General features: G+C 67.6%; 30 protein-coding genes. 2 read left to right on the plus strand and 28 right to left on the minus strand.

The genetic code is table 11. The features are described from left to right. Positions 1–30 precede the first annotated feature (30 nt). From GFD30_RS07190 to GFD30_RS07285, 20 genes are all read right to left on the minus strand, one after another. Positions 31–216: a type Z 30S ribosomal protein S14 gene (locus GFD30_RS07190; protein WP_030155111.1), complete on the minus strand. Its 186-nt coding sequence runs from the start codon at positions 214–216 to the stop codon at positions 31–33. Then, positions 209–784: a 50S ribosomal protein L5 gene (gene rplE / locus GFD30_RS07195; protein ID WP_153024516.1), complete on the minus strand. Its 576-nt coding sequence runs from the start codon at positions 782–784 to the stop codon at positions 209–211. Before rplE ends, GFD30_RS07190 begins: the two co-directional genes overlap by 8 nt. Continuing rightward, a complete protein-coding gene (gene rplX, locus GFD30_RS07200; RefSeq protein WP_153024517.1) occupies positions 784–1,098 on the minus strand; it encodes a 50S ribosomal protein L24 in 315 nt (104 codons plus the stop codon). The genes rplE and rplX overlap by 1 nt, the downstream gene beginning before the upstream one ends. A 3-nt stretch (positions 1,099–1,101) precedes the next feature. After that, positions 1,102–1,467, minus strand: a complete 366-nt coding sequence (rplN, locus tag GFD30_RS07205) for a 50S ribosomal protein L14 (RefSeq protein WP_091039823.1) — start codon at positions 1,465–1,467, stop codon at positions 1,102–1,104. Positions 1,468–1,479: 12 nt separating this feature from the next. Next, positions 1,480–1,749 carry a 30S ribosomal protein S17 gene (rpsQ, locus tag GFD30_RS07210; protein WP_322633036.1) on the minus strand — a complete coding sequence of 90 codons (270 nt, stop codon included), beginning with the start codon at positions 1,747–1,749 and terminating at the stop codon, positions 1,480–1,482. Further along, positions 1,746–1,979, minus strand: coding sequence for a 50S ribosomal protein L29 (rpmC, locus tag GFD30_RS07215; protein WP_125249215.1), 234 nt, complete (start codon positions 1,977–1,979; stop codon positions 1,746–1,748). The genes rpsQ and rpmC overlap by 4 nt, the downstream gene beginning before the upstream one ends. A gap of 2 nt (positions 1,980–1,981) precedes the next feature. Next, complete coding sequence (gene rplP, locus GFD30_RS07220) at positions 1,982–2,407, minus strand: 50S ribosomal protein L16 (protein ID WP_153024518.1); 426 nt, start codon at positions 2,405–2,407, stop codon at positions 1,982–1,984. A gap of 5 nt (positions 2,408–2,412) precedes the next feature. After that, a complete protein-coding gene (gene rpsC, locus GFD30_RS07225; protein WP_153024519.1) occupies positions 2,413–3,228 on the minus strand; it encodes a 30S ribosomal protein S3 in 816 nt (271 codons plus the stop codon). Next, positions 3,228–3,692 (minus strand): 50S ribosomal protein L22, encoded by a 465-nt coding sequence (gene rplV, locus GFD30_RS07230; RefSeq protein WP_153024520.1) that lies wholly within the window; start codon positions 3,690–3,692, stop codon positions 3,228–3,230. Before rplV ends, rpsC begins: the two co-directional genes overlap by 1 nt. Before the next feature lie 38 nt (positions 3,693–3,730). After that, complete coding sequence (gene rpsS / locus GFD30_RS07235) at positions 3,731–4,012, minus strand: 30S ribosomal protein S19 (protein ID WP_153024521.1); 282 nt, start codon at positions 4,010–4,012, stop codon at positions 3,731–3,733. Positions 4,013–4,018: 6 nt separating this feature from the next. Further along, on the minus strand, positions 4,019–4,858 hold the full coding sequence (gene rplB, locus GFD30_RS07240) for a 50S ribosomal protein L2 (protein ID WP_153024522.1): 840 nt from the start codon (positions 4,856–4,858) through the stop codon (positions 4,019–4,021). A 22-nt stretch (positions 4,859–4,880) separates the two neighbouring features. Then, complete coding sequence (rplW, locus tag GFD30_RS07245; protein WP_322633037.1) at positions 4,881–5,195, minus strand: 50S ribosomal protein L23; 315 nt, start codon at positions 5,193–5,195, stop codon at positions 4,881–4,883. Further along, a complete protein-coding gene (gene rplD, locus GFD30_RS07250; RefSeq protein ID WP_153024523.1) occupies positions 5,192–5,842 on the minus strand; it encodes a 50S ribosomal protein L4 in 651 nt (216 codons plus the stop codon). The genes rplW and rplD overlap by 4 nt, the downstream gene beginning before the upstream one ends. 2 nt (positions 5,843–5,844) lie before the next feature. Then, on the minus strand, positions 5,845–6,492 hold the full coding sequence (rplC, locus tag GFD30_RS07255) for a 50S ribosomal protein L3 (RefSeq protein ID WP_153024524.1): 648 nt from the start codon (positions 6,490–6,492) through the stop codon (positions 5,845–5,847). 7 nt (positions 6,493–6,499) lie between these two features. Further along, a complete protein-coding gene (gene rpsJ / locus GFD30_RS07260) occupies positions 6,500–6,808 on the minus strand; it encodes a 30S ribosomal protein S10 (protein ID WP_026922761.1) in 309 nt (102 codons plus the stop codon). 391 nt (positions 6,809–7,199) lie between these two features. After that, the gene (gene tuf / locus GFD30_RS07265; RefSeq protein WP_322633038.1) at positions 7,200–8,393 is read right to left on the minus strand and encodes an elongation factor Tu; all 1,194 of its coding nucleotides are present in this window, start codon (positions 8,391–8,393) and stop codon (positions 7,200–7,202) included. Positions 8,394–8,520: 127 nt separating this feature from the next. Next, positions 8,521–10,626, minus strand: coding sequence for an elongation factor G (gene fusA, locus GFD30_RS07270; RefSeq protein WP_322633039.1), 2,106 nt, complete (start codon positions 10,624–10,626; stop codon positions 8,521–8,523). 15 nt (positions 10,627–10,641) lie between these two features. Further along, positions 10,642–11,112: a 30S ribosomal protein S7 gene (gene rpsG, locus GFD30_RS07275; RefSeq protein WP_106361877.1), complete on the minus strand. Its 471-nt coding sequence runs from the start codon at positions 11,110–11,112 to the stop codon at positions 10,642–10,644. A 3-nt stretch (positions 11,113–11,115) separates the two neighbouring features. Then, the gene (rpsL, locus tag GFD30_RS07280; protein WP_091053661.1) at positions 11,116–11,487 is read right to left on the minus strand and encodes a 30S ribosomal protein S12; all 372 of its coding nucleotides are present in this window, start codon (positions 11,485–11,487) and stop codon (positions 11,116–11,118) included. 609 nt (positions 11,488–12,096) lie between these two features. Continuing rightward, on the minus strand, positions 12,097–12,396 hold the full coding sequence (locus tag GFD30_RS07285) for a hypothetical protein (RefSeq protein ID WP_227995925.1): 300 nt from the start codon (positions 12,394–12,396) through the stop codon (positions 12,097–12,099). Positions 12,397–12,731: 335 nt separating this feature from the next. Between GFD30_RS07285 and GFD30_RS07290 the strand changes: the two genes are divergently transcribed. Both GFD30_RS07290 and GFD30_RS07295 read left to right on the plus strand, forming a co-directional pair. Next, a complete protein-coding gene (locus GFD30_RS07290; RefSeq protein WP_153024526.1) occupies positions 12,732–12,956 on the plus strand; it encodes a ribbon-helix-helix domain-containing protein in 225 nt (74 codons plus the stop codon). Beyond that, positions 12,949–13,296, plus strand: a complete 348-nt coding sequence (locus GFD30_RS07295; protein ID WP_153024527.1) for a type II toxin-antitoxin system PemK/MazF family toxin — start codon at positions 12,949–12,951, stop codon at positions 13,294–13,296. Before GFD30_RS07290 ends, GFD30_RS07295 begins: the two co-directional genes overlap by 8 nt. On the opposite strand, the gene GFD30_RS07300 is transcribed toward GFD30_RS07295, so the two are convergent. The 8 genes from GFD30_RS07300 to rplK form a co-directional block, all read right to left on the minus strand. Next, the gene (locus GFD30_RS07300; RefSeq protein ID WP_153024528.1) at positions 13,297–13,470 is read right to left on the minus strand and encodes a hypothetical protein; all 174 of its coding nucleotides are present in this window, start codon (positions 13,468–13,470) and stop codon (positions 13,297–13,299) included. It abuts the gene before it with no gap. A gap of 121 nt (positions 13,471–13,591) precedes the next feature. Further along, complete coding sequence (locus GFD30_RS07305; RefSeq protein WP_322633040.1) at positions 13,592–17,476, minus strand: DNA-directed RNA polymerase subunit beta'; 3,885 nt, start codon at positions 17,474–17,476, stop codon at positions 13,592–13,594. Positions 17,477–17,557: 81 nt separating this feature from the next. Further along, positions 17,558–20,989 (minus strand): DNA-directed RNA polymerase subunit beta, encoded by a 3,432-nt coding sequence (gene rpoB / locus GFD30_RS07310; protein ID WP_153024529.1) that lies wholly within the window; start codon positions 20,987–20,989, stop codon positions 17,558–17,560. Positions 20,990–21,989: 1,000 nt separating this feature from the next. Then, positions 21,990–23,246, minus strand: coding sequence for a hypothetical protein (locus tag GFD30_RS07320; RefSeq protein WP_153024531.1), 1,257 nt, complete (start codon positions 23,244–23,246; stop codon positions 21,990–21,992). Between the two features lie 192 nt (positions 23,247–23,438). Beyond that, positions 23,439–23,825: a 50S ribosomal protein L7/L12 gene (rplL, locus tag GFD30_RS07325; protein WP_153024532.1), complete on the minus strand. Its 387-nt coding sequence runs from the start codon at positions 23,823–23,825 to the stop codon at positions 23,439–23,441. Between the two features lie 39 nt (positions 23,826–23,864). After that, positions 23,865–24,401 carry a 50S ribosomal protein L10 gene (rplJ, locus tag GFD30_RS07330; RefSeq protein WP_153024533.1) on the minus strand — a complete coding sequence of 179 codons (537 nt, stop codon included), beginning with the start codon at positions 24,399–24,401 and terminating at the stop codon, positions 23,865–23,867. Between the two features lie 293 nt (positions 24,402–24,694). Next, on the minus strand, positions 24,695–25,390 hold the full coding sequence (gene rplA, locus GFD30_RS07335) for a 50S ribosomal protein L1 (RefSeq protein ID WP_153024534.1): 696 nt from the start codon (positions 25,388–25,390) through the stop codon (positions 24,695–24,697). 89 nt (positions 25,391–25,479) lie between these two features. Then, complete coding sequence (rplK, locus tag GFD30_RS07340; protein ID WP_153024535.1) at positions 25,480–25,911, minus strand: 50S ribosomal protein L11; 432 nt, start codon at positions 25,909–25,911, stop codon at positions 25,480–25,482. Positions 25,912–25,941 lie beyond the last annotated feature (30 nt).

Genomic DNA, 25,941 nt, shown 5'->3' on the forward strand with positions numbered 1-25,941 from the left:
GCCTGTGGCGATCGGAGTGTGCGCCTGGAGTTACCAGGAAGCCTTGTGGACGCCCGGGAGTTCACCGGCGTGGGCCATGTCGCGCACGCAGACGCGGCACAGGCCGAACTTGCGGTAGACCGCCTTCGGCCGGCCGCACTTCTGGCAGCGCGTGTAGGCGCGCACGGCGAACTTCGGCTTCCGCTTGGCCTTCGCGATGAGGGCTTTCTTAGCCATTGTCGTTCTCCTTGAACGGGAAGCCGAGCAGCTTCAGGAACGCCCGGCCTTCGTCGTCGGTCTTCGCGGTGGTCACCAGCGTGATGTCCATACCGCGAACCCGGTCGATCTTGTCCTGGTCGATCTCGGGGAACACGGCCTGCTCCGTGAGACCGAACGTGTAGTTCCCGTTGCCGTCGAACTGCTGGTCCGAGAGCCCGCGGAAGTCGCGGATGCGCGGCAGCGCGATCGCGAGCAGGCGGTCGAGGAACTCCCACATGCGGTCGCCGCGGAGGGTCACCTTCGCGCCGATCGCCTGGCCCTCGCGCAGCTTGAACTGCGCGATCGACTTCTTCGCCCGGCGGACCAGGGGCTTCTGCCCCGTGATCGTCGCCAGGTCCTCGAGCGCCCCGTTGATGAGCTTCGAGTCGCGGGCGGCCTCGCCGACACCCATGTTCACCACGATCTTGGTCAGACCGGGGATCTGGTGGATGTTCTTGTACTTGAACTGGTCCTGGAGCGCCGACCTGATCTCGGAGCGGTAAGTCTCCTTCAGGCGGGGCTGCACCTTCTCAGCAACGTCAGTCATTACAGGTCCTTACCCGTCCGCTTCGAAACGCGGACCTTGCGGCCGTCGTCGCCGAACCGGTAGCCGACGCGGGTCGGCTGGTTGTCGGCGTCGAGCACCTGCACGTTCGACACGTGGATCGCCGACTCCTGGGTGACGATGCCACCGGTCTTCGAACCACGGGCCGTCTGGCCGGCCTTAGTGTGCTTGGTGATGCGGTTGACACCCTCGACGAGCACGCGCTCGCGGTCGGGGTACGCCTCCAGCACCAGGCCCTCGGCGCCCTTGTCCTTGCCCGCGATGACGCGGACGCGGTCGCCCTTCTTGATCTTCATCTCTTACAGCACCTCCGGTGCGAGGGAGATGATCTTCATGAACTGCTTGTCGCGCAGTTCGCGGGCGACCGGCCCGAAGATACGGGTCCCTCGCGGTTCGCCGTCCTTGACGAGGACGGCGGCGTTCTCGTCGAACTTGATGTACGTGCCGTCAGGACGGCGCGTCTCCTTCACCGTGCGCACGATGACGGCCTTGACGACGTCGCCCTTCTTCACCCCGGCACCCGGGGTGGCGTCCTTGACGGAGGCCACGATCGTGTCGCCGATACCGGCGTAGCGTCGGCCGGAGCCGCCGAGCACCCGGATGCACAGGATCTCCCGCGCACCGGTGTTGTCGGCGACCTTGAGCCGCGACTCTTGCTGAATCACGTCCCGATCCTCCTACTTCGCCTTCTCGAGGATCTCGACGATGCGCCAACGCTTGGTCTTCGACAGCGGACGGGTCTCCATGATGGAGACGCGGTCGCCGATCCCGGCCTCGTTGTTCTCGTCGTGAGCCTTGTACTTCTTGTTGGACTTGACGACCTTGCCGTACAGGGCGTGCTTCTTGCGGTCCTCGACCTCGACGACCGCCGTCTTGTCCATCTTGTCGCCGACGACCAGGCCCTCGAGGACCTTGCGCCGACCGCGAGTCTGAGTTTCCTCGCTCACTTCTCAACCTCCTCCGGCGCGGCGCTGAGGCCCAGCCGGCGCTCGTTCATGACGGTGTAGATCCGCGCGATCTCCTTGCGGACCAGGCCGAGCTGGTGGTTGTTCTCCAACTGACCGGTCGCGTGGCGCACCCGGAGGTTGAACAGCTCTTCCTTCTTCTCCAGGAGCTTCGCCTGGAGTTCCTTCTCGCTGAGCTCGCGCAGCTCACCGGTGTCGATACCAGTCGCCATCACTACTCACCTGCCCCTTCGCGAGAGACGATGCGGCACTTCATCGGGAGCTTGTGGATCGCCCGCTGCAGCGCCTCGTGGGCCGTCTCCTCGTTCGGGTAAGACAGCTCGAACATGACGCGGCCCGGCTTGACGTTCGCCACCCAGTACTCGGGCGAGCCCTTACCGGAACCCTGACGGGTCTCGGCCGGCTTCTTGGTGATCGCGCGGTCCGGGAAGATCGTGATCCACACCTTGCCGCCACGCTTGATGTGGCGGGTCATGGCGATACGAGCGGACTCGATCTGGCGGTTGGTCACGTAGCTGTGCTCCAGCGCCTGAATGCCGTACTCGCCGAAGGAGACCTTCGTGCCGCGAGTGGCCTTGCCCTTGCGCTTGGGCGCGTGGGGCTTCCGGTAACCGCGCGGCGGCTTCCGTGGCATGAGCATGTCGCTTAGCCCTCCTGCTTCTCAGTCTCGGGGGCGGGCGCGGCGGCAGCGGACTGTCCCGTCGGAGCGGCGCCGCGGCCACCACGGCCGCGACCCCCGCGGGCCGCACCGCCGCCGGCACCGCCGCGGCCACCGCGAGCACCGCGGTCGCCACCGGCGTCGCGACGACGCTGCACCTGCTCGGCCTGCTCCTTGAGCGTGGCCTCACCCTTGTAGATCCACACCTTCACGCCGATGCGGCCGAAGGTCGTGGCGGCCTCGAACAGGCCGTAGTCGATGTTCGCGCGCAGCGTGTGCAGCGGGACCTGGCCCTCGCGGTACTGCTCGGAACGGGACATCTCGGCGCCGCCGAGACGGCCCGAGCACTGCACCTTAATGCCCTTCACGGTCGGGTTGCGCATGGCCGACTGGATGGCCTTGCGCATCGCGCGACGGAAGTTGACACGGCTGGACAGCTGCTCGGCCACGCCCTGGGCCACCAGCTGCGCATCGACGTCGGGGTTCTTGACCTCGATGATGTTCAGCTGGACCTGCTTGCCGGTCAGCTTCTCCAGGTTGCCGCGCAGACGATCGGCCTCGGCGCCCTTGCGGCCGATGACGATGCCCGGGCGGGCGGTGTGGATGTCGACGCGGACCCGCTCGCGGGTGCGCTCGATGTCGACCTTGCTGATGCCGGCGCGCTCCAGACCCTTGGTCATGAGCTTGCGGATCTTGACGTCCTCGCCGACGTAGTCGGCGTACTCCTTGTCGGCGTACCAACGCGAGGTCCAGTCGGCGCTGATGCCGAGGCGGTACCCGTGCGGGTGAATCTTCTGCCCCATTAGGCGGTCTCCTCCTTCTCAGCGTTCTCGTTGGACTTCGCGTCGGCCTCGGCCGGCTTCGGGGCGGCCTTGGGGCGGCGCACCGACGGAGCGGCGGAGCCCTTGGCCTGGACCGACTCGACCACCACGGTGATGTGGCTGGTGCGCTTGTTGATCCGGTAGGCGCGGCCGTGGGCGCGCGGACGGTACCGGCGCATGGTCGGGCCCTCGTCGACCTTGATCTCGGACACCAGAAGCGATTCCGGGTCGAGACCGAGGTTGTTCTCGGCGTTCGCCTGAGCCGACGCGATGACCTTGTAGACCACTTCGGCCGCGCTGAACGGCGCGAACTCGAGGGTCGTCAGGGCCTCGTCCACAGGCAGGCCACGCACGAGGTCGACGACGCGGCGCGCCTTGCGAGGTGCTACGCGGACGTACCGCGCCACCGCGCGCGCCTTCGGAGCCTCCTGCTCCACTGTTGCCATCGTTCTAAATCCTTCGTTCGTTTCTCAAAGCCCGTGGCCTAGCGGCGACGGCTCTTCCGGTCGTCCTTCTCGTGACCGCGGAACGTGCGGGTCGGAGCGAACTCGCCGAGCTTGTGCCCGACCATGTTCTCGGTGACGTAGACCGGAACGTGCTTGCGACCGTCGTGCACGCCGAAGGTCAACCCGATGAAGTCCGGGGTGATCGTCGAGCGGCGCGACCAGGTCTTGATGACGTTCTTGCTCTTGGTCTCGAGCGCCGCGTCCACCTTCTTCTGCAGGTGGTCGTCGACGAACGGACCCTTCTTCAGGCTGCGAGCCATGGCTTACTAACCCCGCTTCCGGTTGGCGTGGCGACGGCGCACGATGAGCCGGTCGGTCGGGTGGTTCTTCTTCCGGGTGCGGCCCTCGGGCTTGCCCTGCGGGTTCACCGGGTGGCGACCACCGGACGTGCGGCCTTCACCACCACCGTGCGGGTGGTCGACCGGGTTCATGACGACACCGCGGACGGTCGGGCGCCAGCCCTTCCAGCGCATGCGGCCGGCCTTGCCCCAGTTGATGTTGCCCTGCTCGGCGTTGCCGACCTCGCCGATGGAGGCGCGGCAGGTGACCTGGACCAGGCGGATCTCGCCGGACGGCATGCGCAGGTGCGCGTACTTGCCTTCCCGGGCGAGGAGCTGGATCGAGGCGCCGGCCGAGCGGCCCAGAGCGGCACCGCCGCCGGGCTTGAGCTCCACCGCGTGGATCGTGGTACCGACCGGGATGTGGCGCAGCTCCAGCGAGTTGCCGGGCTTGATGTCCGCTTCCGGGCCGTTCTCGATCACGTCACCCTGCTTGATGCCCTTGGGGGCCAGGATGTAGCGCTTCTCGCCGTCCGCGTAGTGCAGCAGCGCGATGTTCGCGGTCCGGTTCGGGTCGTACTCGATGTGCGCGACCTTCGCCGGCACGCCGTCCTTGTCGTGGCGGCGGAAGTCGATCACCCGGTAGCGGCGCTTGTGGCCCCCACCGCGGTGACGCGTCGAGATCTTGCCCGTGTTGCCGCGGCCGCCGGTCTTGGTGATCGGGCGCAGCAGCGACTTCTCGGGCGTCGAACGGGTGATCTCGGCGAAGTCGGAGACGCTGGAGCCACGACGCCCAGGCGTCGTCGGCTTGTACTTGCGAATAGCCATATCGGTTAACTCCCTGCGTCTCTTAGGCGATCTGTCCGCCGAAGATCTCACCGAGGCGACCGGGGTCGCCTTCGACGGTGACGATCGCGTGCTTGACGCTCTTGCGCTGGCCCCAACCGGTCCGGGTGCGCTTGCGCTTGCCCGAGCGGTTCAGGGTGTTGACGCTCTTGACGTCCACACCGAAGATCTGCTTGATGGCGATCTTGATGTGGCTCTTGTTGGCGCGCGGGTCGACCTCGAAGGTGTACTTGCCCTCGCCGAGGAGGGTGTAGGTCTTCTCCGAGATGACCGGCTTGATGATGATGTCGCGCGGGTCGGCGACGGTCACTTCGCTCACGCCGCGACCTCCTGATCGGTCCGGTCAGCGATGAACGCCTCGAGGGCGGCCTCGCTGAACACGATGTCCTCGTTGTTGAGCACGTCGTAGGTGTTGACCTGACCCCAGTCGAGGAGGTGCACCTCGGGGAGGTTGCGCAGGCTCTGCGCCGCGGTCTCCTCGTCGCGGGACAGGACCACGAGGACCTTCTTCGCGCCGGTGATCGCCTCGAGGGCGGCCTTGGCGGTCTTGGTCTTCGGGGCCTCGTCCGCGAGGAATGAGTCGATGACGTGCACGTTGTCGCCGCGCACCCGGTCGGTGAGGGCGCCCGCGAGAGCGGCGGCCTTCATCTTCTTGGGCGTGCGCTCGGCGAACGACCGCGGCTTGGGGCCGTGGACGACGCCGCCGCCGGCGAACTGCGGGGCGCGGGTCGAACCCTGGCGGGCGCGGCCGGTGCCCTTCTGCCGGTACGGCTTCTTGCCACCGCCGCGGACTTCGCCGCGGGTCTTGGTGTTGGCCGAGCCCGAGCGGGCGGCGGCCAGCTGGGCCGTCACGACCTGGTGCATGAGCGGGATGTTCGGCTCGACGTCGAAGATCGACGCCGGGAGCTCGATGGTCTTCCCGGTCGCTTCGCCAGAGGCGTTCTTGACGGTGATTTCAAGGCTCATGGTTATGCCACCTGCTTCACTGCGGAGCGGACGAGCACCAGGCCGTTCTTCGGTCCGGGGACGGCGCCGACGATGAGCAGCAGCCCGCGCTCGGCGTCGACCGCCTGGACGCGGAGGTTCTGCGTCGTGTGGCGGGAGCCGCCGTGGCGGCCGGCCATGCGCATGCCCTTGAACACGCGGCCCGGGGTCGCGCAGCCGCCGATGGAACCGGGGGCGCGGTGGACCTTGTGCGCACCGTGGCTGGCGGGGAGGCCGCCGAAGCCGTGGCGCTTCATGACACCCGAGAAGCCCTTGCCCTTGGTGGTGCCGGTGACGTCGACGAGCTGACCGGATTCGAAGACGGTCGCCTCGACGGTCTGGCCCAGCTCGTAGTCGGCGGCGTCCGAGGTGCGCAGCTCGACAAGGTGGCGACGCGGGGCGACGCCGGCCTTCTCGAAGTGGCCCTGGAGCGGCTTGGTGACGTTCTTGAGTTTGATGTCGCCGAAGCCCAGCTGGACGGCGGAGTAGCCGTCGACGTCGGGCTTGCGGACCTGGGTGACCACGTTCGGGCCGGCCTGCACCACAGTGACGGGAACGGCGCGGCCGTTCTCGTCCCAAACCTGGGTCATGCCGAGCTTGGTGCCCAGGATTCCCTTGATCTGCCTGTCCATTGGTCCCCTACAGCTTGATCTCGATGTCGACGCCGGCCGGGAGGTCGAGGCGCATCAACGAGTCGACCGTCTTCGGGGTCGGGTCGAGGATGTCGATGAGGCGCTTGTGCGTGCGCATCTCGAAGTGCTCGCGCGAGTCCTTGTACTTGTGCGGCGACCGGATGACACAGAAACGGTTGATCTCGGTCGGCAGCGGCACCGGCCCGGAGATGGCAGCACCGGTACGGGTGACCGTCTCCACGATCTTGCGGGCCGAGGAGTCCACGACCTCGTGGTCGTAGGCTTTCAGCCTGATGCGGATCTTCTGTCCCGCCATGATTCCTAACCTAACGTAAATTGGCTGTTCAGACCGCTCCACGCGGTCGGGCGTGTCGCGAGTTTGAGACTGGCTCGGGCACAGCAGTGCCCCTTGCTTGTCCATCGGCTCGCCCGCCTGCCCGTCATGAAACGGTCCCTCTCAGCACGGTCAGTGCCTACTCGGGCCCGCGGGCCGGGCGTGAGCACCGGCGCATGTCAAAGACGCGCCCGTGCGAACGCAACCTGACCAGTATGCCCGATCCCCCGAATGCCCAGCAAGCTGGGGTCGGGCAACAGTGGGACAGGTTACGCGTATACGGCTGTCCTCGCGTCCGGGACGTCGCGGGGCGACGGTCTCCGGGAGCGAATGAACCGGGGCGGCCGGCAGGCGGCCGCCCCGGTGTGCGGTCTTACTTGATGACCTTGGTGACGCGGCCCGAGCCGACGGTCCGGCCGCCCTCGCGGATCGCGAAGAGGAGGCCCTCGTCCATGGCGATGGGCTGGATCAGCTCCACCTTCATGTCGGTGTTGTCACCCGGCATGACCATCTCGGTGCCCTCGGGGAGGGTCACGACGCCGGTCACGTCGGTGGTCCGGAAGTAGAACTGCGGACGGTAGTTGTTGAAGAACGGCGTGTGGCGCCCGCCCTCGTCCTTGGACAGGATGTAGACCTGCGCCTCGAAGTCGGTGTGCGGGGTGGTCGTGCCAGGCTTGACGACGACCATGCCGCGCTCGACCTCTTCGCGCTTGGTGCCGCGGAGCAGGAGGCCCACGTTCTCACCGGCGCGCGCGTCGTCGAGGGTCTTGCGGAACATCTCGATGGCGGTCACCTTGGTGGTGATGGCGCCCTCGCGGATGCCGACGATCTCGACTTCCTCGTTCGGGAGGAGCACACCGCGCTCCACACGACCGGTGACCACGGTGCCGCGGCCGGTGATGGTGAAGACGTCCTCGATCGGCATCAGGAACGGCTTGTCCATCTGGCGCTCCGGCTCCGGGACGGAGTCGTCGACGGCCTGCATGAGCTCGGCGACCGCGTCGACCCACTTCTGCTCGCCCTCGAGGGCGCCCAGAGCGGAGACCTGAACGACCGGGGCGTCGTCGCCCGGGAAGTTCTGGTCGGACAGCAGCTCGCGGACCTCCATCTCGACGAGCTCGAGGATCTCCTCGTCGTCGACCATGTCGGCCTTGTTGAGCGCCACGACGATGTACGGGACACCGACCTGGCGGGCGAGGAGGACGTGCTCGCGGGTCTGCGGCATGGGGCCGTCAGCGGCGGACACGACCAGGATCGCGCCGTCCATCTGGGCCGCGCCGGTGATCATGTTCTTGATGTAGTCGGCGTGGCCGGGGCAGTCGACGTGGGCGTAGTGCCGCGCCTCGGTCTGGTACTCGACGTGCGAGATGGAGATCGTGATACCGCGCTGCTTCTCCTCAGGCGCGTTGTCGATCTCGTCGAACGGCGTGTACGGGTTGATGTCCGGGTACTTGTCGTGCAGCACCTTCGTGATCGCCGCGGTGAGGGTGGTCTTGCCGTGGTCGACGTGACCGAGCGTGCCGATGTTCACGTGCGGCTTGTTGCGCTCGAACTTTTCCTTAGCCACTTCGTCCTCCTGTGGACTGGGTAAATCTGGTTTGACTTATCTGACCTATTGCGTCGCTTCGGGTCTCAGCGCCTCTGCCGGCAACAGGTGGTAGCGCCGGGCACCCGGGCTTGGGTGCCCGAAACGCCTACTCGCCTGTCGCCTTGGCGATGATCTCCTTGGCGACGTTCGTCGGGACTTCGGCGTAGGTGTCGAACTGCATCGAGTAGTTCGCCCGCCCGGCCGTCTTCGACCGCAGGTCGCCGACGTAACCGAACATCTCCGACAGCGGCACGACGGCCTTGACCGTGCGGTCGTTGCCCCGCTCGCCCATCTCCTGGACCATGCCGCGACGGGAGTTGATGTCGCCGATGACATCGCCCATGTTCTCTTCAGGGCAGATGACCTCGACGGCCATCATCGGCTCGAGCAGCACCGGACGAGCCCGCTTCGCGGCCTCCTTCAGCGCCATCCGACCCGCGATCTTGAAGGCCATCTCCGAGGAGTCGACCTCGTGGTACTGACCGTCGATCAGTTCCATCTTCACGCCCACCAGCGGGTAGCCCGCGAGGACGCCGTCTTCGAGCGCGGACTCCGCGCCGGCCTTGACCGACGGGATGTACTCGCGCGGGATGCGGCCACCGGTGATCTTGTCGTCGAAGGCGAAGATCTCGTCCTCGTTCGACTTCATCTCGAGCGGCTCGAGGTTGACGAGCACCCGCGCGAACTGACCGGAACCACCGGTCTGCTTCTTGTGCAGGTATTCGACCTTCTCGATGCGCTGCGTGATGGTCTCGCGGTAGGCCACCTGCGGCTTGCCGATGTTGGCCTCGACGTTGAACTCCCGCTTCATGCGGTCGACCAGGATGTCGAGGTGCAGCTCGCCCATGCCGGAGATGATCGTCTGACCGGAGTCCTCGTCGGTCTTGACCCGGAAGGTCGGGTCCTCTTCGGCGAGGCGCTGGATGGCGGTGGCCAGCTTGTCCTGGTCGGCCTTCGACTTGGGCTCGATGGCCACGTCGATCACCGGCTCGGGGAAGACCATCGACTCCAGGATGACCTGGTCGTTCGAGTCGCACAGCGTGTCACCGGTGGTGGTGGCCTTGAGGCCCTGCACCGCGATGATGTCGCCGGCCTGCGCGTCCGCGCGCTCTTCGCGCTTGTTCGCGTGCATCTGGTAGATCTTGCCGACGCGCTCCTTGCGGCCCTTGGTCGAGTTGATGACCTGGGTGCCGGACGCCACCGTGCCGGAGTAGATCCGGACGTAGGTGAGGCGGCCGAGGTGCTTGTCGGTCTGGATCTTGAACGCGAGGCCCGCGAAGGGCTCCTCGACGTCCGCGTGGCGCTCGGCCGGGGTCTCGTTGTCGGTGAGGGTCCCCTGGATCGCCGGGATGTCGAGCGGGCTCGGCAGGTAGTCCACGACCGCGTCGAGCAGGGGCTGGACGCCCTTGTTCTTGAACGCGGTGCCGCAGAGGACCGGGTTGATCTGGTTGGCGATGGTCGCCTTCCGGATCGCGGCCTTGACCTCGGCGGTGGTGATCTCGTCGCCGGAGAGGAACTTCTCCGCGAACTCGTCGTCGGTGTCGGAGAGCGTCTCGAGGAGCTTCTCGCGGTACTCCTCGGCCTGGTCGGCCAGGTCCGCCGGGATCTCCTCGACCGTGTACTCCTCGCCGAGGCCGGTCTCGCCGCGCCACACCTTGGCGTGCATCTCGACCAGGTCGACGACGCCGATGAAGTCGGCCTCGTTCCCGATCGGGAGCTGGATCACCGCGGTGTTGGAGTTGAGGCGGTCCTGCATCATCTCCACGCAGCGGAAGAAGTTCGCACCGGTGCGGTCGAGCTTGTTGACGAAGCACATGCGCGGGACGCTGTACTTGTTCGCCTGGCGCCAGACGTTCTCGGTCTGCGGCTCCACGCCGGCGACGCCGTCGTAGACGGCGATCGCGGAGTCGAGCACGCGCAGCGAACGCTCCACCTCGACGGTGAAGTCGACGTGCCCGGGCGTGTCGATGATCTGGATGACGTGGTCGTCCCACTGGCACTTGGTCGCAGCGGAGGTGATGGTGATACCACGCTCCTGCTCCTGCTCCATCCAGTCCATCGTGGCGGCGCCGTCGTGGACCTCACCGATCTTGTGCGAGACACCGGTGTAGTACAGGATCCGCTCGGTGGTGGTGGTCTTACCGGCGTCGATGTGGGCCATGATGCCGATGTTCCGGAGCTTGGCGAGCTCCGCGTTGGCCTTGTTAGCCACGATGTCTCCTTCTCACTACCAGCGGTAGTGCGCGAACGCCTTGTTGGAATCGGCCATCTTGTGCGTGTCTTCGCGCTTCTTGACCGCGGCACCGAGGCCGTTCGAAGCGTCGAGGATCTCGTTCGTCAGGCGCTCGACCATGCTCTTCTCGCGGCGGTCGCGGGCGTAGCCCACGAGCCAGCGGAGACCGAGGGTGGTGGCGCGCTGCGGACGGACGTCGACCGGGACCTGGTAGGTCGCGCCGCCGACGCGGCGGGAGCGGACCTCGAGGGTCGGCTTGACGTTGTCGAGGGCGCGCTTGAGGATCACCACGGGGTCCGAGTCGGCCTTCTGGCGGCAGTTCTCGAGGGCCTCGTAGACGATCCGCTCGGCGAGGCGGCGCTTGCCGTCCTTGAGGACCTTGTTGATGAGCTGGGTGACGAGCACCGAGTTGTAGACCGGGTCGGCGGTAAGCGGCCGGCGCGGCGCGGGACCTTTACGCGGCATGGCTTACTTCTCCTTCTTCGCGCCGTAGCGGCTGCGGGCCTGCTTGCGGTCGCGGACACCCTGGGTGTCGAGCGCGCCGCGGATGATCTTGTAGCGGACACCCGGCAGGTCGCGGACACGACCGCCGCGGACCAGCACGATGGAGTGCTCCTGGAGGTTGTGGCCCACACCCGGGATGTAGGCGGTGACCTCGGTGCCGTTCATGAGGCGGACGCGGGCCACCTTGCGCATGGCCGAGTTCGGCTTCTTGGGCGTGGTGGTGTACACGCGCGTGCACACGCCGCGGGCCTGCGGCGAGCCCTTCAGCGCGGGCGTCTTGTTCTTGCTGGTCTTGGCCTGGCGGCCTTTGCGGACCAGCTGCTGGATAGTCGGCACTAGGCAGACCCCTCTCAACAGTCGACGGTTGCGTATTCCTGTGTTGACGCCATCTGTCCCCCACGATGCGGAGCACGGCGTCGAGGCCGGGCTCAGCGGGATGGGTTCCCGTCCCCCGCGTTCGGGCGTGTCGCGTCTCTCCGGACCCATACCCGCCGCCCGGCAGACCGAAGTCCGCCGCGATGCGAGTTCAGACGCGTTCGTGAAGCGATCTCCTCGGAGACCGGCTAAAGAGCCGTGTTCACGAAGCCCCCAGTGCGAGGGATGCGTGCCGATGGCGCCGGCCTGCGGGACCGAGATCCCGCTGCCTTGCAGGCACGCAACCTGGCCTGGCTCTCACGGGGACCGAGCTGCCGGAGTTGACAGGGCCACCATGCCGCTCAAAGCGGTGTCCAGGCGCAAGGGAGAAGCCTACCTAGCCTAACGAACAAGGTCAAAGCCGATTTCGCCCTGAGCGGCATCCGTGTTCGGAGTCACGCCGGGGTGAGGAGCCTTGTCCTGTCGTTTCGGTGCGGTAAGCACACCGCAGCCATCTTAGCTCGCGGGACGCGCGCGCCCCGCGCGGGGAGCCCGGTGGGAGTGCTTGTTCACCAGGGGTTCCCCCGGATGTCAGGCGATGTCGCCGCCGTACGGCGCCTGCCCGGCCGACCGGGCCATCCCGAGCACCCAGACCAGCAGTGCCGCGACGACGACCGCCCCGGCGATCCCGATCGCGATCCACGCGGTGCGCCTGATCCCGGGCAGCCGCGCCGCGCCGAGGAGGAACCCCTCCGAGGCCCGGATGTCGGCCTCCGCCTGCCGGGCGAGCATGAGCGCGACCACCGCCGGAATCGCCCCGCCGACGAACACGGACAGCGCCGCCCCGACCCCGGCCAGCATCCGCGCGGCCACGATCTTCGTCGACTCCACCGGCTCCGGATCATCCGGATGCCGAACCCCCTGCTGCACCTGCGCCACGAACCCATCCTGCCCTACCGGTCGGGAAGCTCTTCGGACGGTTCTCGATCACGGTTGAGATAGTCGAAGAACTCATCGACGCTACGGAAGACCCGACCGGACGGATCGCCGTACAACTAGTGCGTGACGCCCTCCCGGCCCTCAACCCGCGGCCGATCACCTTCTCCTCATTCTCATGCATCTGGTCAGGTCCCCTACCGCGACGACATAAAGCCGCGCGACACGCCCTCGCAAATGCTTCTCCTGAGCCTTACCCACGGGTGAGAATAGAAAGTATTATGGTAGCTATGAAAGTAAGCTTGAGCATCCCCGACGAGGACATCCGCTTCCTCGACAACTTCGCTCGCGACCACGGCATCCCCTCACGCTCGGCCGCGGTGCAGCAGAGCATCGCGCTGCTGCGCGAAGCGGAGCTCAAGGAGCAGTACAAGATCGCGATGCAGGAGTGGCGCGAATCGCCCGATTCCGAACTGTGGGAGAGCACCGTCGGGGACGGCCTCACCGATGCGTAGAGGCGACATCTACCAAGTCGACTTCGAACCCAGCCGCGGCGCCGAAGCGAACAAGGCCCGACCGGCGATCGTCGTCAGCCGCGACACACTCAACCAGGCCGTCGAAGAGCTGGGATACGGCGTGATCACCGTAGTGCCGCTCACCTCGAACACCAAGCGGATCCTCCAGTTCCAGACGCTGCTCAGATCGGTCGACACCGGACTGCCGTCGGACTCCAAGACTTTGACCGAGCAGGTCCGGGCGCTCAGCGTCGAACGGTTCATCCACCGTGTCGGCGGGCTCAATGCCGAACTCCTCGCCCGTGTCGACGCCGACCTCCGGCTCCACCTCGACCTGTAGTCAGCGCTCTCCTCTCCCGGGCTCGCGTCCGTCCGCATCGCGGACCGCCCTCGCCGCGATATCCGTCAGCAACTCCAGCAGGTACTGCTGGAGCGTTTGCCCCTGGTCCTTCGCGCTCGCGCAGAGCAGTTCGTAGAGGTCGTCCGGAACATCGCGGATCTCGATCGTCGCCATGCTCAAGTTCTACAGCGACGAGTCGGTAAGAGCCGCAATGAAACGCCGGTGGGGGCCGGGCGCTTTCGCGCCCGGCCCCCACCGGTTTTCTCAGTGCCGTCGGGAATCGGCGGGTTCTTGCTTAGAACGTCCCCAGATCGTACGAGTCCTCGAGGCTCACGGCCGGGCCGCCGCCGTAGGCGAAGGCCGACGCGGTCGAGTCGTCGTAGCCGCCGAGGGAGTAGACCGCGGCCTTGGCTTCCTCGGTGGGCTCGACGGAGACGTTGCGGTACTTGGCGATGCCGGTACCGGCCGGGATCAGCTTGCCGAGGATCACGTTCTCCTTCAGGCCGACCAGCGAGTCGGACTTGCCGGAGATCGCGGCCTCGGTGAGCACCCGGGTGGTCTCCTGGAACGAGGCCGCGGACAGCCACGACTCCGTCGCCAGGGAGGCCTTGGTGATGCCCATGAGCTGCGGGCGGCCGGAGGCCGGCTCGCCGCCGTCGGCGATGATCTTGCGGTTCTGCTCCTCGAACTCGAGGCGGTCGACCAGGGAGCCCGGCAGGAACTCCGAGGTGCCCGAGTCGATGATCGTGATCCGCTTGAGCATCTGGCGCACGATGATCTCGATGTGCTTGTCGTGGATCATCACGCCCTGCGACCGGTACACGTCCTGGACCTGCTCCACCAGGTGGCGCTGGACCTTCCGCGGACCGAGCACGCGCAGCAGCTCGTGCGGGTCGATCGTGCCCTCGACGAGCTTCTCGCCGACCTCGACGTGCTCGCCCTCGCCCACGCGCAGGCGCAGGCGCCTCGGCACCTTGTCCACCACGATCTCCTCGGAGCCGTCGTCCGGCGTGATGATGATCTTCCGGCTCTTCTCCGCGTCCTCGATGCGCACGGTGCCGCTCGCCTCGGCGATCGGCGCCTTGCCCTTCGGGATGCGGGCCTCGAAGACCTCCTGCACACGCGGCAGACCCTGCGTGATGTCGTCGCCGGCCACACCACCGGTGTGGAAGGTGCGCATCGTGAGCTGGGTGCCCGGCTCGCCGATCGACTGCGCCGCGATGATGCCGACGGCCTCGCCGAGGTCCACCTTCTCGCCCGTGGGCATCGAACGGCCGTAGCAGGCCGCGCAGACGCCCTGGCGGGACTCGCAGGTCAGGACCGAGCGGACCTTCACCGCGGTGACGCCGGCGGCGACGAGCTGGGCGATGTGGTCCGAGTTCAGCGGCGTGTTGCGCTCGAGGAGCACCTTGCCGTCGACCTCGACGTCCTCGCCCAGGTTCCGCGCGTCGATCGAGGTCTCGACCAGGTCGGACTCGATGAAGCGGCCGTCGACCACGACGCCGACCGGGAAGTCGAGCGCCCGGTCCGTCCCGCAGTCGTCCTCGCGGATGATGACGTCCTGCGACACGTCCACCAGACGACGGGTCAGGTAACCCGAGTCGGCGGTCCGCAGCGCGGTGTCCGCGAGGCCCTTGCGGGAGCCGTGGGTCGAGATGAAGTACTCGAGCACCGTCAGGCCCTCGCGCAGCGACGACTTGATCGGGCGCGGGATGATCTCGCCCTTCGGGTTCGCCACCAGGCCGCGCATGCCGGCGATCTGGCGCAGCTGCAGCATGTTGCCTCGCGCGCCCGAGTTGATCATCTGCCACAGCGGGTTCTCCGGCTGCAGCGTCTCGTTCAGGTCGTCCAGCACCTCGGCCGTGGCCTTGGTCCAGATCTCCGTGAGCTCGCCGCGCCGCTCCTCCGCGGTCATGAGACCCCGGACGTACTGCTTGTCGATCTTGGCGGAGTCGGCCTCGTACTTCTCGAGGATCTCGGCCTTGTGCGCCGGCTCCACGACGTCCTCGATGCCGATGGTCACGCCCGACCAGCCGGCCCACTTGAAGCCGGCGGACTTCAGCGCGTCCAGGCAGGCGCCCAGCTGCACCTTCGAGTAGTGCTCGGACAGGTCGTGGATGATGTTCGACAACTGGCCCTTGCGGACCTCGTAGTTGACGTACTCGAAGTCCGGCGGCAGGCACTCGTTGAAGAACACCCGGCCCAGCGTCGTCTCCACCAGCAGCGGCTCGCCCGGAGTCCAGCCCTCGGGGGCCGTCCACGGCTCGCCCGGGCCGTTGTTGATCGACTCGATGCCGTCCAGACGGATCCGGATGCGCGCCTGGATGTCCAGCTCGCCGCGGTCCTTCGCCATCTGCGCCTCGCCGACGTCCGAGAACGCCCGGCCCTCGCCGACGCGGCCTTCGGAGAGGTGCGTCAGGTAGTACAGGCCGATGATCTGGTCCTGCGTGGGCAGGGCCACCGGCTTGCCGTCCGAGGGCTTGAGGATGTTGTTCGACGCCAGCATCAGGATGCGGGCCTCGGCCTGGGCCTCAGCCGACAGCGGCACGTGCACGGCCATCTGGTCGCCGTCGAAGTCCGCGTTGAAGGCGGTGCACACCAGCGGGTGGAGCTGGATGGCCTTGCCCTCGACGAGCTGCGGCTCGAACGCCTGGATGCCGAGGCGGTGCAGCGTGGGCGCGCGGTTGAGCAGGACCGGGTGCTCGGAGATGACCTCTTCGAGCACGTCCCACACGACCGGGCGCGCGCGCTCGACCATGCGCTTGGCCGACTTGATGTTCTGCGCGTGGTTCAGGTCCACCAGGCGCTTCATCACGAACGGCTTGAACAGCTCCAGCGCCATCTGCTTGGGCAGACCGCACTGGTGCAGCTTCAGGCGCGGGCCGACCACGATGACCGAGCGGCCCGAGTAGTCGACGCGCTTGCCGAGCAGGTTCTGGCGGAACCGGCCCTGCTTGCCCTTGAGCATGTCGGACAGCGACTTGAGCGGACGGTTGCCGGGGCCCGTCACCGGGCGGCCGCGGCGGCCGTTGTCGAACAGCGCGTCCACCGACTCCTGCAGCATCCGCTTCTCGTTCGCCACGATGATCTCGGGCGCGCCGAGGTCCATCAGGCGCTTGAGGCGGTTGTTGCGGTTGATGACGCGGCGGTACAGGTCGTTCAGGTCCGAGGTCGCGAACCGGCCGCCGTCGAGCTGCACCATCGGGCGCAGCTCCGGCGGGATCACCGGCACGCAGTCGAGCACCATGCCCAGCGGCGAGTTGCCGGTGGCCTGGAACGCGGCCACGACCTTCAGGCGCTTGAGGGCGCGGAGCTTCTTTTGGCCCTTGCCGGTCGCGATGACGTCCCGCAGGTGGATCGTCTCGGCGTCCAGGTCGAGGTTCTCGAGCAGGTTCTTGATGGACTCGGCGCCCATCCCGCCCGTGTAGTACTCGCCGAAGCGCTGCTGCAGCTCCCGGTAGAGCATCTCGTCGCCGATGAGCTGGCGCACGTCCAGCTTGCGGAACGTGTCCATGACCTCGTCGAGGCGGTCGATCTCCCGCTGCGCCTTGTCGCGGATCTGGCGCATCTCGCGCTCGCCGCCGTCCTTGACCTTGCGGCGGACGTCGGCGCGGGCGCCTTCGGCCTCCAGCTCGGCCAGGTCGGCCTCGAGCTTCGAGGCGCGCTCCTCGATCGCGGCGTCGCGCTGCTGCTCCAGGTGGCGCTTCTCGGCGACGATCTCGTTCTCCAGCGTCGGGAGGTCGCGCTGGCGCGCCTCGTCGTCGACGGCGGTGATCACGTAAGCCGCGAAGTAGATGACCTTCTCGAGGTCCTTCGGCGCCAGGTCCAGCAGGTAGCCCAGGCGCGAGGGCACGCCCTTGAAGTACCAGATGTGGGTCACGGGCGCGGCCAGCTCGATGTGGCCCATGCGCTCGCGGCGCACCTTCGAGCGCGTCACCTCGACGCCGCAGCGCTCGCAGATGATGCCCTTGAACCGGATGCGCTTGTACTTGCCGCAGTAGCACTCCCAGTCCCGGGTCGGGCCGAAGATCTTCTCGCAGAAGAGGCCGTCCTTCTCGGGCTTGAGGGTGCGGTAGTTGATGGTCTCGGGCTTCTTCACCTCGCCGTGAGACCACTGCCGGATGTCCTCCGCGGTGGCGAGGCCGATCTTCAACTTGTCGAAGAAGTTGACGTCGAGCACTGAACTCTTCCCCTTGATGGTTCTTAAGGATTGGATGAGACGTTGGCGGGGGCGGCGGCGAGCCGCCGCCCCTGCTCGACGTCAGGCGCTCTCGAAGTCCACGCTCGAGGGCTCTTCATGGGACAGGTCGATCCCGAGCTCCTCGGCCGCGCGGAAGACCTCGTCGTCGCTCTCGGTCATCTGGATGGCCTGCCCGTCGGCGGACAGGACCTCGACGTTGAGGCAGAGCGACTGGAGCTCTTTGAGCAGCACCTTGAACGATTCGGGAATGCCCGGTTCGGGGACGTTCTCGCCCTTGACGATCGCCTCGTAGACCTTGACACGGCCCACCACGTCGTCGGACTTGATCGTCAGCAGCTCCTGCAGCGCGTAGGCCGCGCCGTAGGCCTGCATGGCCCAGCACTCCATCTCACCGAAGCGCTGGCCGCCGAACTGGGCCTTGCCGCCGAGCGGCTGCTGGGTGATCATCGAGTACGGACCGGTCGAACGCGCGTGGATCTTGTCGTCGACCATGTGGTTCAGCTTCAGGATGTACATGTAGCCGACCGAGATCGGGTCCGGGAACGGCTCGCCGGTGCGCCCGTCGAACAGCTGCGCCTTGCCGGTCGGGGCCACCATGCGCTGGCCGTCGCGGTTCGGGAGCGTGCTCGCCAGGACACCCTGGACCTCGTCGGGGTGGGCGCCGTCGAACACCGGCGTCCCCACCTTCGAGTCGGCCGGGGCCTCGTCGGCGCCGATCGCCTTCAGGGCCTGCTGCCAGGCCTCGTCGAAGCCCTCCAGCTTCCAGCCCGTCTTCGCCGCCCAGCCCAGGTGGACTTCCAGTACCTGGCCGATGTTCATTCGGCCCGGGACGCCCAGCGGGTTGAGCAGGATGTCGATCGGGGTGCCGTCCGGCAGGAACGGCATGTCCTCCTGCGGCACCACCTTGGAGATGACGCCCTTGTTGCCGTGGCGGCCGGCGAGCTTGTCGCCCACGCCGATCTTGCGCTTCTGCGCGATGTAGACGCGGACCAGCTCGTTGACGCCCGGGGACAGCTCGTCGCCGTCCTCGCGGCTGAAGGTGCGGACGCCGATGACCGTGCCGGCCTCGCCGTGCGGGACCTTCAGGGACGTGTCGCGCACCTCGCGGGCCTTCTCGCCGAAGATCGCGCGGAGCAGGCGCTCCTCCGGAGTCAGCTCGGTCTCGCCCTTCGGCGTGACCTTGCCGACGAGGATGTCGCCGTCCTCGACCTCGGCGCCGATCCGGATGATGCCCCGGTCGTCGAGGTCGGAGAGCATCTCCTCGCCGACGTTCGGGATGTCCCGGGTGATCTCCTCCGGACCCAGCTTGGTGTCGCGGGCGTCGACCTCGTGCTCGTCGATGTGGATCGAGGTGAGCACGTCCTCTTCGACCAGGCGCGAGGAGAGCACGATGGCGTCCTCGAAGTTCTGGCCCTCCCAGGTGGTGAACGCGACCAGCAGGTTCTTGCCGAGGGCCATCTCGCCCTTGTCGGTCGAGGGGCCGTCGGCGATCGGCTGCCCGGCCTCCACGCGCTCGCCCTCGGTCACGAGGGGCACCTGGTTGATGCACGAGCCCGCGTTGGAGCGGCGGAACTTGTGCAGCAGGTAGGTGCGGCGCATGCCGTTGTCCTGCGCGATGGTGATGTAGTCGGCGCTGGAGTCCTCGACGATGCCGTCGGCCTCGGCGACGACCACGTCGCCGGCGTCGACCGCGGCGCGGTACTCCATGCCGGTGCCCACCAGCGGCGAGTCGGTCTTGATCAGCGGCACGGCCTGGCGCTGCATGTTCGCGCCCATGAGGGCGCGGTTCGCGTCGTCGTGCTCGAGGAACGGCACCAGCGCGGTCGCGACCGAGGTCATCTGGCGCGGCGAGACGTCCATGAAGTCGATCTCGTTCGCGGTCAGGAGCTCGGCCTCGCCGCCCAGGCCGCGGGCCAGGACCTGCGCGTCGACGAACGAGCCGTCGTCGTTCAGGAGCTGGTTCGCCTGGGCGATGGTGAAGCGGTCCTCTTCGTCGGCCGTCAGGTACTGGATCTCGTCGGTGACCTTGCCGTCGACGACCTTCCGGTACGGCGTCTCGATGAAGCCGAACGGGTTGACGCGGGCGAAGGTCGACATGGCGCCGATGAGGCCGATGTTCGGGCCTTCCGGCGTCTCGATCGGGCACATGCGGCCGTAGTGCGACGGGTGCACGTCGCGGACGTCCATGGCGGCGCGGTCCCGCGAGAGACCGCCCGGGCCGAGCGCCGAGAGGCGGCGGCGGTGGGTCAGGCCCGTGATCGGGTTGACCTGGTCCATGAACTGCGACAGCTGCGAGGTGCCGAAGAACTCCTTGATCGCGGCCACCACGGGGCGGATATTGATCAGGGTCTGCGGCGTGATCGCCTCGACGTCCTGGGTCGTCATCCGCTCGCGGACGACGCGCTCCATGCGGGAGAGGCCCACCCGGATCTGGTTCTGGATGAGCTCGCCGACGGTGCGCAGGCGGCGGTTGCCGAAGTGGTCGATGTCGTCCGGCGCGTAGCCCGGCTCGGCCGCGTGCAGGCGCAGCATGAACTCGATCGTCGCCGCGAGGTCGTCCTCGGTGAGGACGCCGGTCGAGATCGGGTGGTCGAGGCCGAACTTCTTGTTGACCTTGTACCGGCCGACCTTGGCGAGGTCGTAGCGCTTCTTGTTGAAGAACAGGTTCTCCAGCAGCGACTGCGCGTTGTCCTTGGTCGGCGGCTCGCCCGGGCGGAGCTTGCGGTAGATGTCGAGCAGGGCCTCGTCCTGCGAGTTGATGGTGTCCTTCTCGAGGGTCGCCATCATGAGCTCGGACCAGCCGAAGCGCTCGCGGATCCGGTCGTTGTCCCAACCGATCGCCTTGAGCAGCACGGTCACGGCCTGGCGGCGCTTGCGGTCGACGCGCACGCCGACGGTCTCGCGCTTGTCCACGTCGAACTCGAGCCAGGCGCCGCGGCCGGGAATGACCTTGGCGCTGGTGAGGTCGCGGTCCGAGGTCTTGTCGGGCTGCTTGTCGAAGTACACCCCGGGCGAGCGGACGAGCTGCGACACGACGACGCGCTCGGTGCCGTTGACGATGAAGGTGCCCTTCGGGGTCATCATGGGGAAGTCGCCCATGAAGACCGTCTGGCTCTTGATCTCGCCGGTGGTGTGGTTGATGAACTCCGCGGTCACGAACAGCGGAGCGCAGTAGGTGAGGTCCTTCTCGCGGCACTCCTCGATCGGGGCCTTGACCTCGTCGAAGCGAGGGTTGGAGAAGGACAGGCTCATGGTGCCCGAGAAGTCCTCGATCGGGCTGATCTCCTCGAGGATCTCGTCGAGGCCGCTGACTGCGTCTTCACCCGCTCGGGCACGGTAGGTCTCGTTGCCGACGAGCCAGTCGAACGAGTCGGTCTGGAGCGCCAGAAGGTTCGGTACTTCGAGTTTCTCTTCGATCCTGCCGAACGAGATGCGGCGGGGAGCGTGCTTGCTCTTGCTGGAGCTGGTCTTGCCAGTGCGGGAAGCTGCCAAGATTCGTCCTTCCGAGGACCTGATTGTTACGACGGCCGGCGCATGCCACAGACACCGCATCGATGCGGGATCGACGAGGACAGCCGGAAGCAGGCCACTGATGGGACGACATGCCGAAAGGCGATGAACGTCGGTCGAAAGCCTGGAATCCCCACCGTCCGCGACCCTCACCGCGTCAAGAAGGCGTGAAGGAGGCAGCGCAAATTAATACCCTAGCGTAGACTCCGGCGGACTGTCAACTGACCCAACGCGCGGTGGGGTAAGTGGTGACGAGCGTCTCGCTGACTGCCGAAGTTCCTCCCGGTCATGGGTCGGTCCCCTGCGGGGGCCGTCGGTGCCGTCCTGCCTCCGGGCCGCCGCGGGCGGCCCGTGTTCGCCCGCTCCCGCAGCGTTTCGGACGAGCGCCGGAACACGGGGGCGTTGCGTGCGCCACGGAGTGGCGCTTGAGGAACTAGTTTGCAGGATCAAGTCACAGTTCGTCAAGTCAGGCGTCTAATTCGCCCGGATGCGCCCCTTCGGCCCGGGCGCGTGGAGCGGGCGTCGGCCAGCGGCGATGGGCGCCTGAGGAGCCGGCGGCGGGCCTCCGTGCGGCCGGTCTCCGGGCGTGTCGCGATCGGTGCGGGCGCGGGACGCCTTGCGTCGCCCGCGGCCGGTGCCCCGGCCGTGATGCGGCGTCCCGCCCACGCACCTTCGGCGGCCGAGGACCGCCTCACCTGTACAACGAGCCCGCGCCGGGAAGGTGACGCGGGCTCAGCCGGATGCGGGGTCTGCCGGGGGCGGCGCGGGCGGCGCGGGCGGCGCGGGCGGCGCGGGCGGCGCGGGCGGCGACAGGGTACGTGCGCCGCCGGGGGCCGCGACCATGCGCGCACAGGTACGGCAGCGGCACGGGTAGGGGCCGGACCTTCCGTCCCCCGGGCGCGGAGCGGCCCGGGCCGCGCCCCATCTGCGCGACCCGGGCCTTTTCTTCCCCGATAGAGAGGTGGTTCGTGTCGACGTCCCGCTAGGCGTCCAGGAGCTCCTGGGCCTTCGCGAGGGCGTCGTTGGTGGCCTCCTGCCAGGCGTAGACGTCCTGCTCGATCGCCGCGTAGGCGTCGGCGTGGGCGTCCTCGTAGGCCTTCTCGGAGGCGTCGGCGTAGCCGGTCTCCTCGCCGCAGGCGGCGAAGTCGACGGCCATCTGGATCTCGTACGCCTTCCACTCCTCATAGGAGGATCCGGCGGCCTCGGGGATCTCCGGGACCACGGCGTCGCTGTCGCCGACCATCATCTCGCGCTCCTCGTCGGAGGCGTCCTGGTAGTAGAGCGCCGCGAAGAACTCGTAGACGGGCAGGCTGTTGTACTCGTCGAACTCCCAGCCCTCGTAGCCCTTGCCGGTGATGCACTCGATGAGCTCGTCCTGCTTCTCGGCCATCGCCTCACCGTAGGCGATCTCGATGTCCTCCCACATGGTCTCGTCGCCCCAGATGGGATTCTGCTCGCCGTAGGACCAGTACGAGTAGGTCTCCTCGGCGCCGCCCTCGCCTTCGTAGGTCTCCTCGATCAACTCGGGCTCGCCGTGGAGCTCCTCGATCATGGAGAGCTGGCAGCCGCCCGGCATGGGCTCGGGCTCCATCTCCTCCTCGAGGTCGATCGCGCCGTCATCGGCGGCGGCGGCCTCCTCCTCGGCGATGGCGTCCTCGGAGAACTCGCCCTCGCCGGACATCATGTCGGCGTAGTCCTGCGCGGAGCCGTAGGACCACTCGGCGTACTCCTCGCCCTGGTAGGCGACGTACCAGGCGTACTGCTCCTCAGGGGTGAGCGCGTCCCACTCGGTGGTGTCGGGCTCCTCCCAGGAGCCCTCCTCCTCCGCCCACCTCTCCTCTTCGGCGGCCCAGTAGTCCTCGGTGGCGGGGTCGTCCATGCCGTCGGGGCCGTTGGCCCACTGCCCGAAGCCGTACTCCTCGGCCTGGGCGGGGTCGATGAGGAAGCTCTCGTGGGGGTAGTACTCGGTGAGCGCCTCCTGCTCGTCGGGCTCGTACGGCTGCAGCGACCAGGGGTCGTGGACGGTGAAGCCCTGCTCCTCCAGGCACTTCTCGACGAGCCGGTACTCGGCGGCCGCCAGCTCGGCCTCGAGCCGGTTGCTGTCGTTGATCATGTCGACCAGGCGGTCCTCATCGGACTCCGCGGCGTCGTCGCCGAGGCCGAGCATGCCGCAGCCCGCGGTCAACGCCAGCACGGCGGCAGCGCCTGCGACGGCGGCGGCCCCTCTTCTCCCGGGCATCGTCGTTCTCCTTGCGTGTCAGGTGTGTCTACCCGCAAGACGAGGCGGTGCGCGGCTTTCGTTGCAAGGCCGCCGGGAATCTTCTGAAAATCTCTCAGGTGGCACGAAACCGGGGCCGCACTGCGCGATGCAGTGCGGCCCCGGGTTCCGTACGAAGGGCTGGGAGGCCCCTTGAGGATGAGTAGTGTGCGACTACTTCAGGGAGACGGTGGCGCCGGCGCCCTCGAGGGCCTCCTTGGCCTTGTCGGCGTCTTCCTTCTTCGCACCCTCGAGGACGGCCTTGGGGGCGCTCTCGACGAGCTCCTTGGCCTCCTTGAGGCCGAGGCCGGTCAGGCCGCGGACTTCCTTGATGACCTTGATCTTGGACTCGCCGGCCGACTCGAGGACGACGTCGAACGTGTCCTTCTCGACAGCGGCCTCCTCGCCACCGGCGGCGGGGCCGGCGGCGGCCACGGCGACGGGGGCGGCGGCGGTGACGTCGAACTTCTCCTCGAACGCCTTCACGAACTCGGAGACCTCGAGGAGGGTCATGCCCTCGAACTGCTCGAGCAGCTCGTCGGTGGACAGCTTGGTAGCCATGGTGTGATTCCTTTCTGAACGTCTTCGGGCCTTGCGGGGCTACTCCCCGGCGGCCGCTTTCTTGTCCTGCAGCGCCGCGCCCAGACGCGCCACCTGCCCGGCGGGGGCGGCGATGACGGAGACGGCCTTCTGCGCGGTGGCCTTGAGCGCGCCGGCCAGCTTGGCCAGGAGCACCTCGCGGGATTCGAGGTCGGCGAGCTTGTTGATCTCGTCGACGGAGAGGGCCTTGCCCTCCATGAACCCGCCCTTGATCACCAGGGCGTCGTGCGTCTTCGCGAACGCGCGGAGGCCCTTGGCGGCCTCCACCGGGTCGCCTTCGATGAAGGTGATCGCGGTGGGACCGGTGAACAGGTCGTCCAGCCCGGTGACCCCGGCCTGGTTGGCGGCTCGCTTGGCGAGCGTGTTCTTGGCGACGCGGTAACGCGTGCCCTCGCCGAGGGAACGCCGCAGCTCGCGGAGCTCTGCAACGGTCAGGCCGCGGTACTCGGTGAGCACCGTGGCGGTCGCGCTGGAGAAGTCCTCGGCGAGCTCGGCGATGGCGGTCTGCTTACCCGCCGGATATTCCCTGTCAGCCATGTTTCCCTCCTTTCTCGGCTGAAATCAATCCTCAACCGTCGCGGAGGCGACAAAAAAGGCGCCCCAGCGGGACGCCTTGTCAGTGGGACCTGAAGGCCGACGGGATCGGCCCACACCATGGTCGCTTCGAAGAGTCGCCCTACGTCGGTCCCGGGTGGTTTACAACCGCACGAGGCGGTGACCGAACGGTCTTTGGGTTGTGGCCTCCAGCGTAGCAGCGGACACGGAGAAGCCCCAGCGCAGGAGTCCTGCGCCGGGGCTACATCACACTCGGCCGCGCCGTGGAGGCACCGCTACTTGATCCGAACCGCCTGCGGGTCGACCGGGATGCCCGGGCCCATGGTGGTCGAGATGACCGACTTCTTGATGTACACGCCCTTGGAGCTGGCGGGCTTCAGCCGCTGGACCTCTTCGAGGGCCGCGCTGTAGTTCTCCGCGAGCTGCTCGGCCGTGAAGCTGGTCTTGCCGATCGGCAGGTGCAGGTTCGCGTGCTTGTCGACGCGGAACGCGATCTTGCCGGCCTTGATCTCGGTGACGGCCTTCGCGACGTCCGGCGTGACGGTGCCGGTCTTCGGGTTCGGCATGAGGCCGCGCGGGCCCAGGATCCGCGCGATCCGGCCGATCTTGGCCATCTGGTCGGGAGTGGCGACGGCGGCGTCGAACTCGAGCCAGCCTTCGGAGATGCGCTTCACGAGCTCGTCGGAGCCGACCTCGTCGGCGCCGGCGGCGACGGCGGCCTCGGCCTTGTCGCCTTCGGCGAAGACGATCACGCGGACGGTCTTGCCCGTGCCGTGGGGCAGGGAGACGGTGCCGCGGACGAGCTGGTCGGCCTGGCGCGGGTCGACGCCGAGGCGCAGGGCGACCTCGACGGTGGCGTCGAACTTGGTCGGCGAGGTCTCCTTGGCGAGACCGGTCGCCTCGACCGGCGCGTACAGCTGCGTCCGGTCGACCTTCTTGATGAGGTCTTGGTACTTCTTGCTGCGCTTCATGTTTCCATCCTTCGGATGTCGTGGTGAGGGCCGGCGCGCGCCCTTCCACTGGGTTTCATGCCGGCGGGGCCGGCGACGTTCGGTTGCTCTTAACCCTCGACCGTGATGCCCATGGAGCGGGCGGTGCCGGCGACGATGAGCGACGCGGCGTCGAGGTCGTTGGCGTTGAGGTCGGGGAGCTTCTTCTCCGCGATCTCGCGCACCTGGGCCTCGGTCACCTTGCCGACCTTGACGCGGTGCGGCTCGCCCGATCCCTTGGCGACACCGGCGGCCTTGAGCAGGAGCTTCGCGGCCGGCGGGGTCTTGAGGACGAACGTGAACGAGCGGTCCTCGTACACCGTGATCTCAGCGGGGAGGACTTCGCCGCGCTGGGATTCGGTGGCCGCGTTGTACGCCTTGCAGAACTCCATGATGTTGACGCCGTGCTGACCGAGGGCGGGGCCCACCGGCGGAGCCGGCGTGGCCTGGCCACCCTGCAGTTCGAGCTTGAACGTCACAACGGCCTTCTTGTTGGGAGCCATCGTGTCCTTCTCTTCCTGGGCTTCGTCTAC

It is taken from the genome of Glycomyces albidus (assembly GCF_009451885.1).
In the GTDB taxonomy this organism is placed as follows: domain Bacteria; phylum Actinomycetota; class Actinomycetes; order Mycobacteriales; family Micromonosporaceae; genus Glycomyces; species Glycomyces albidus.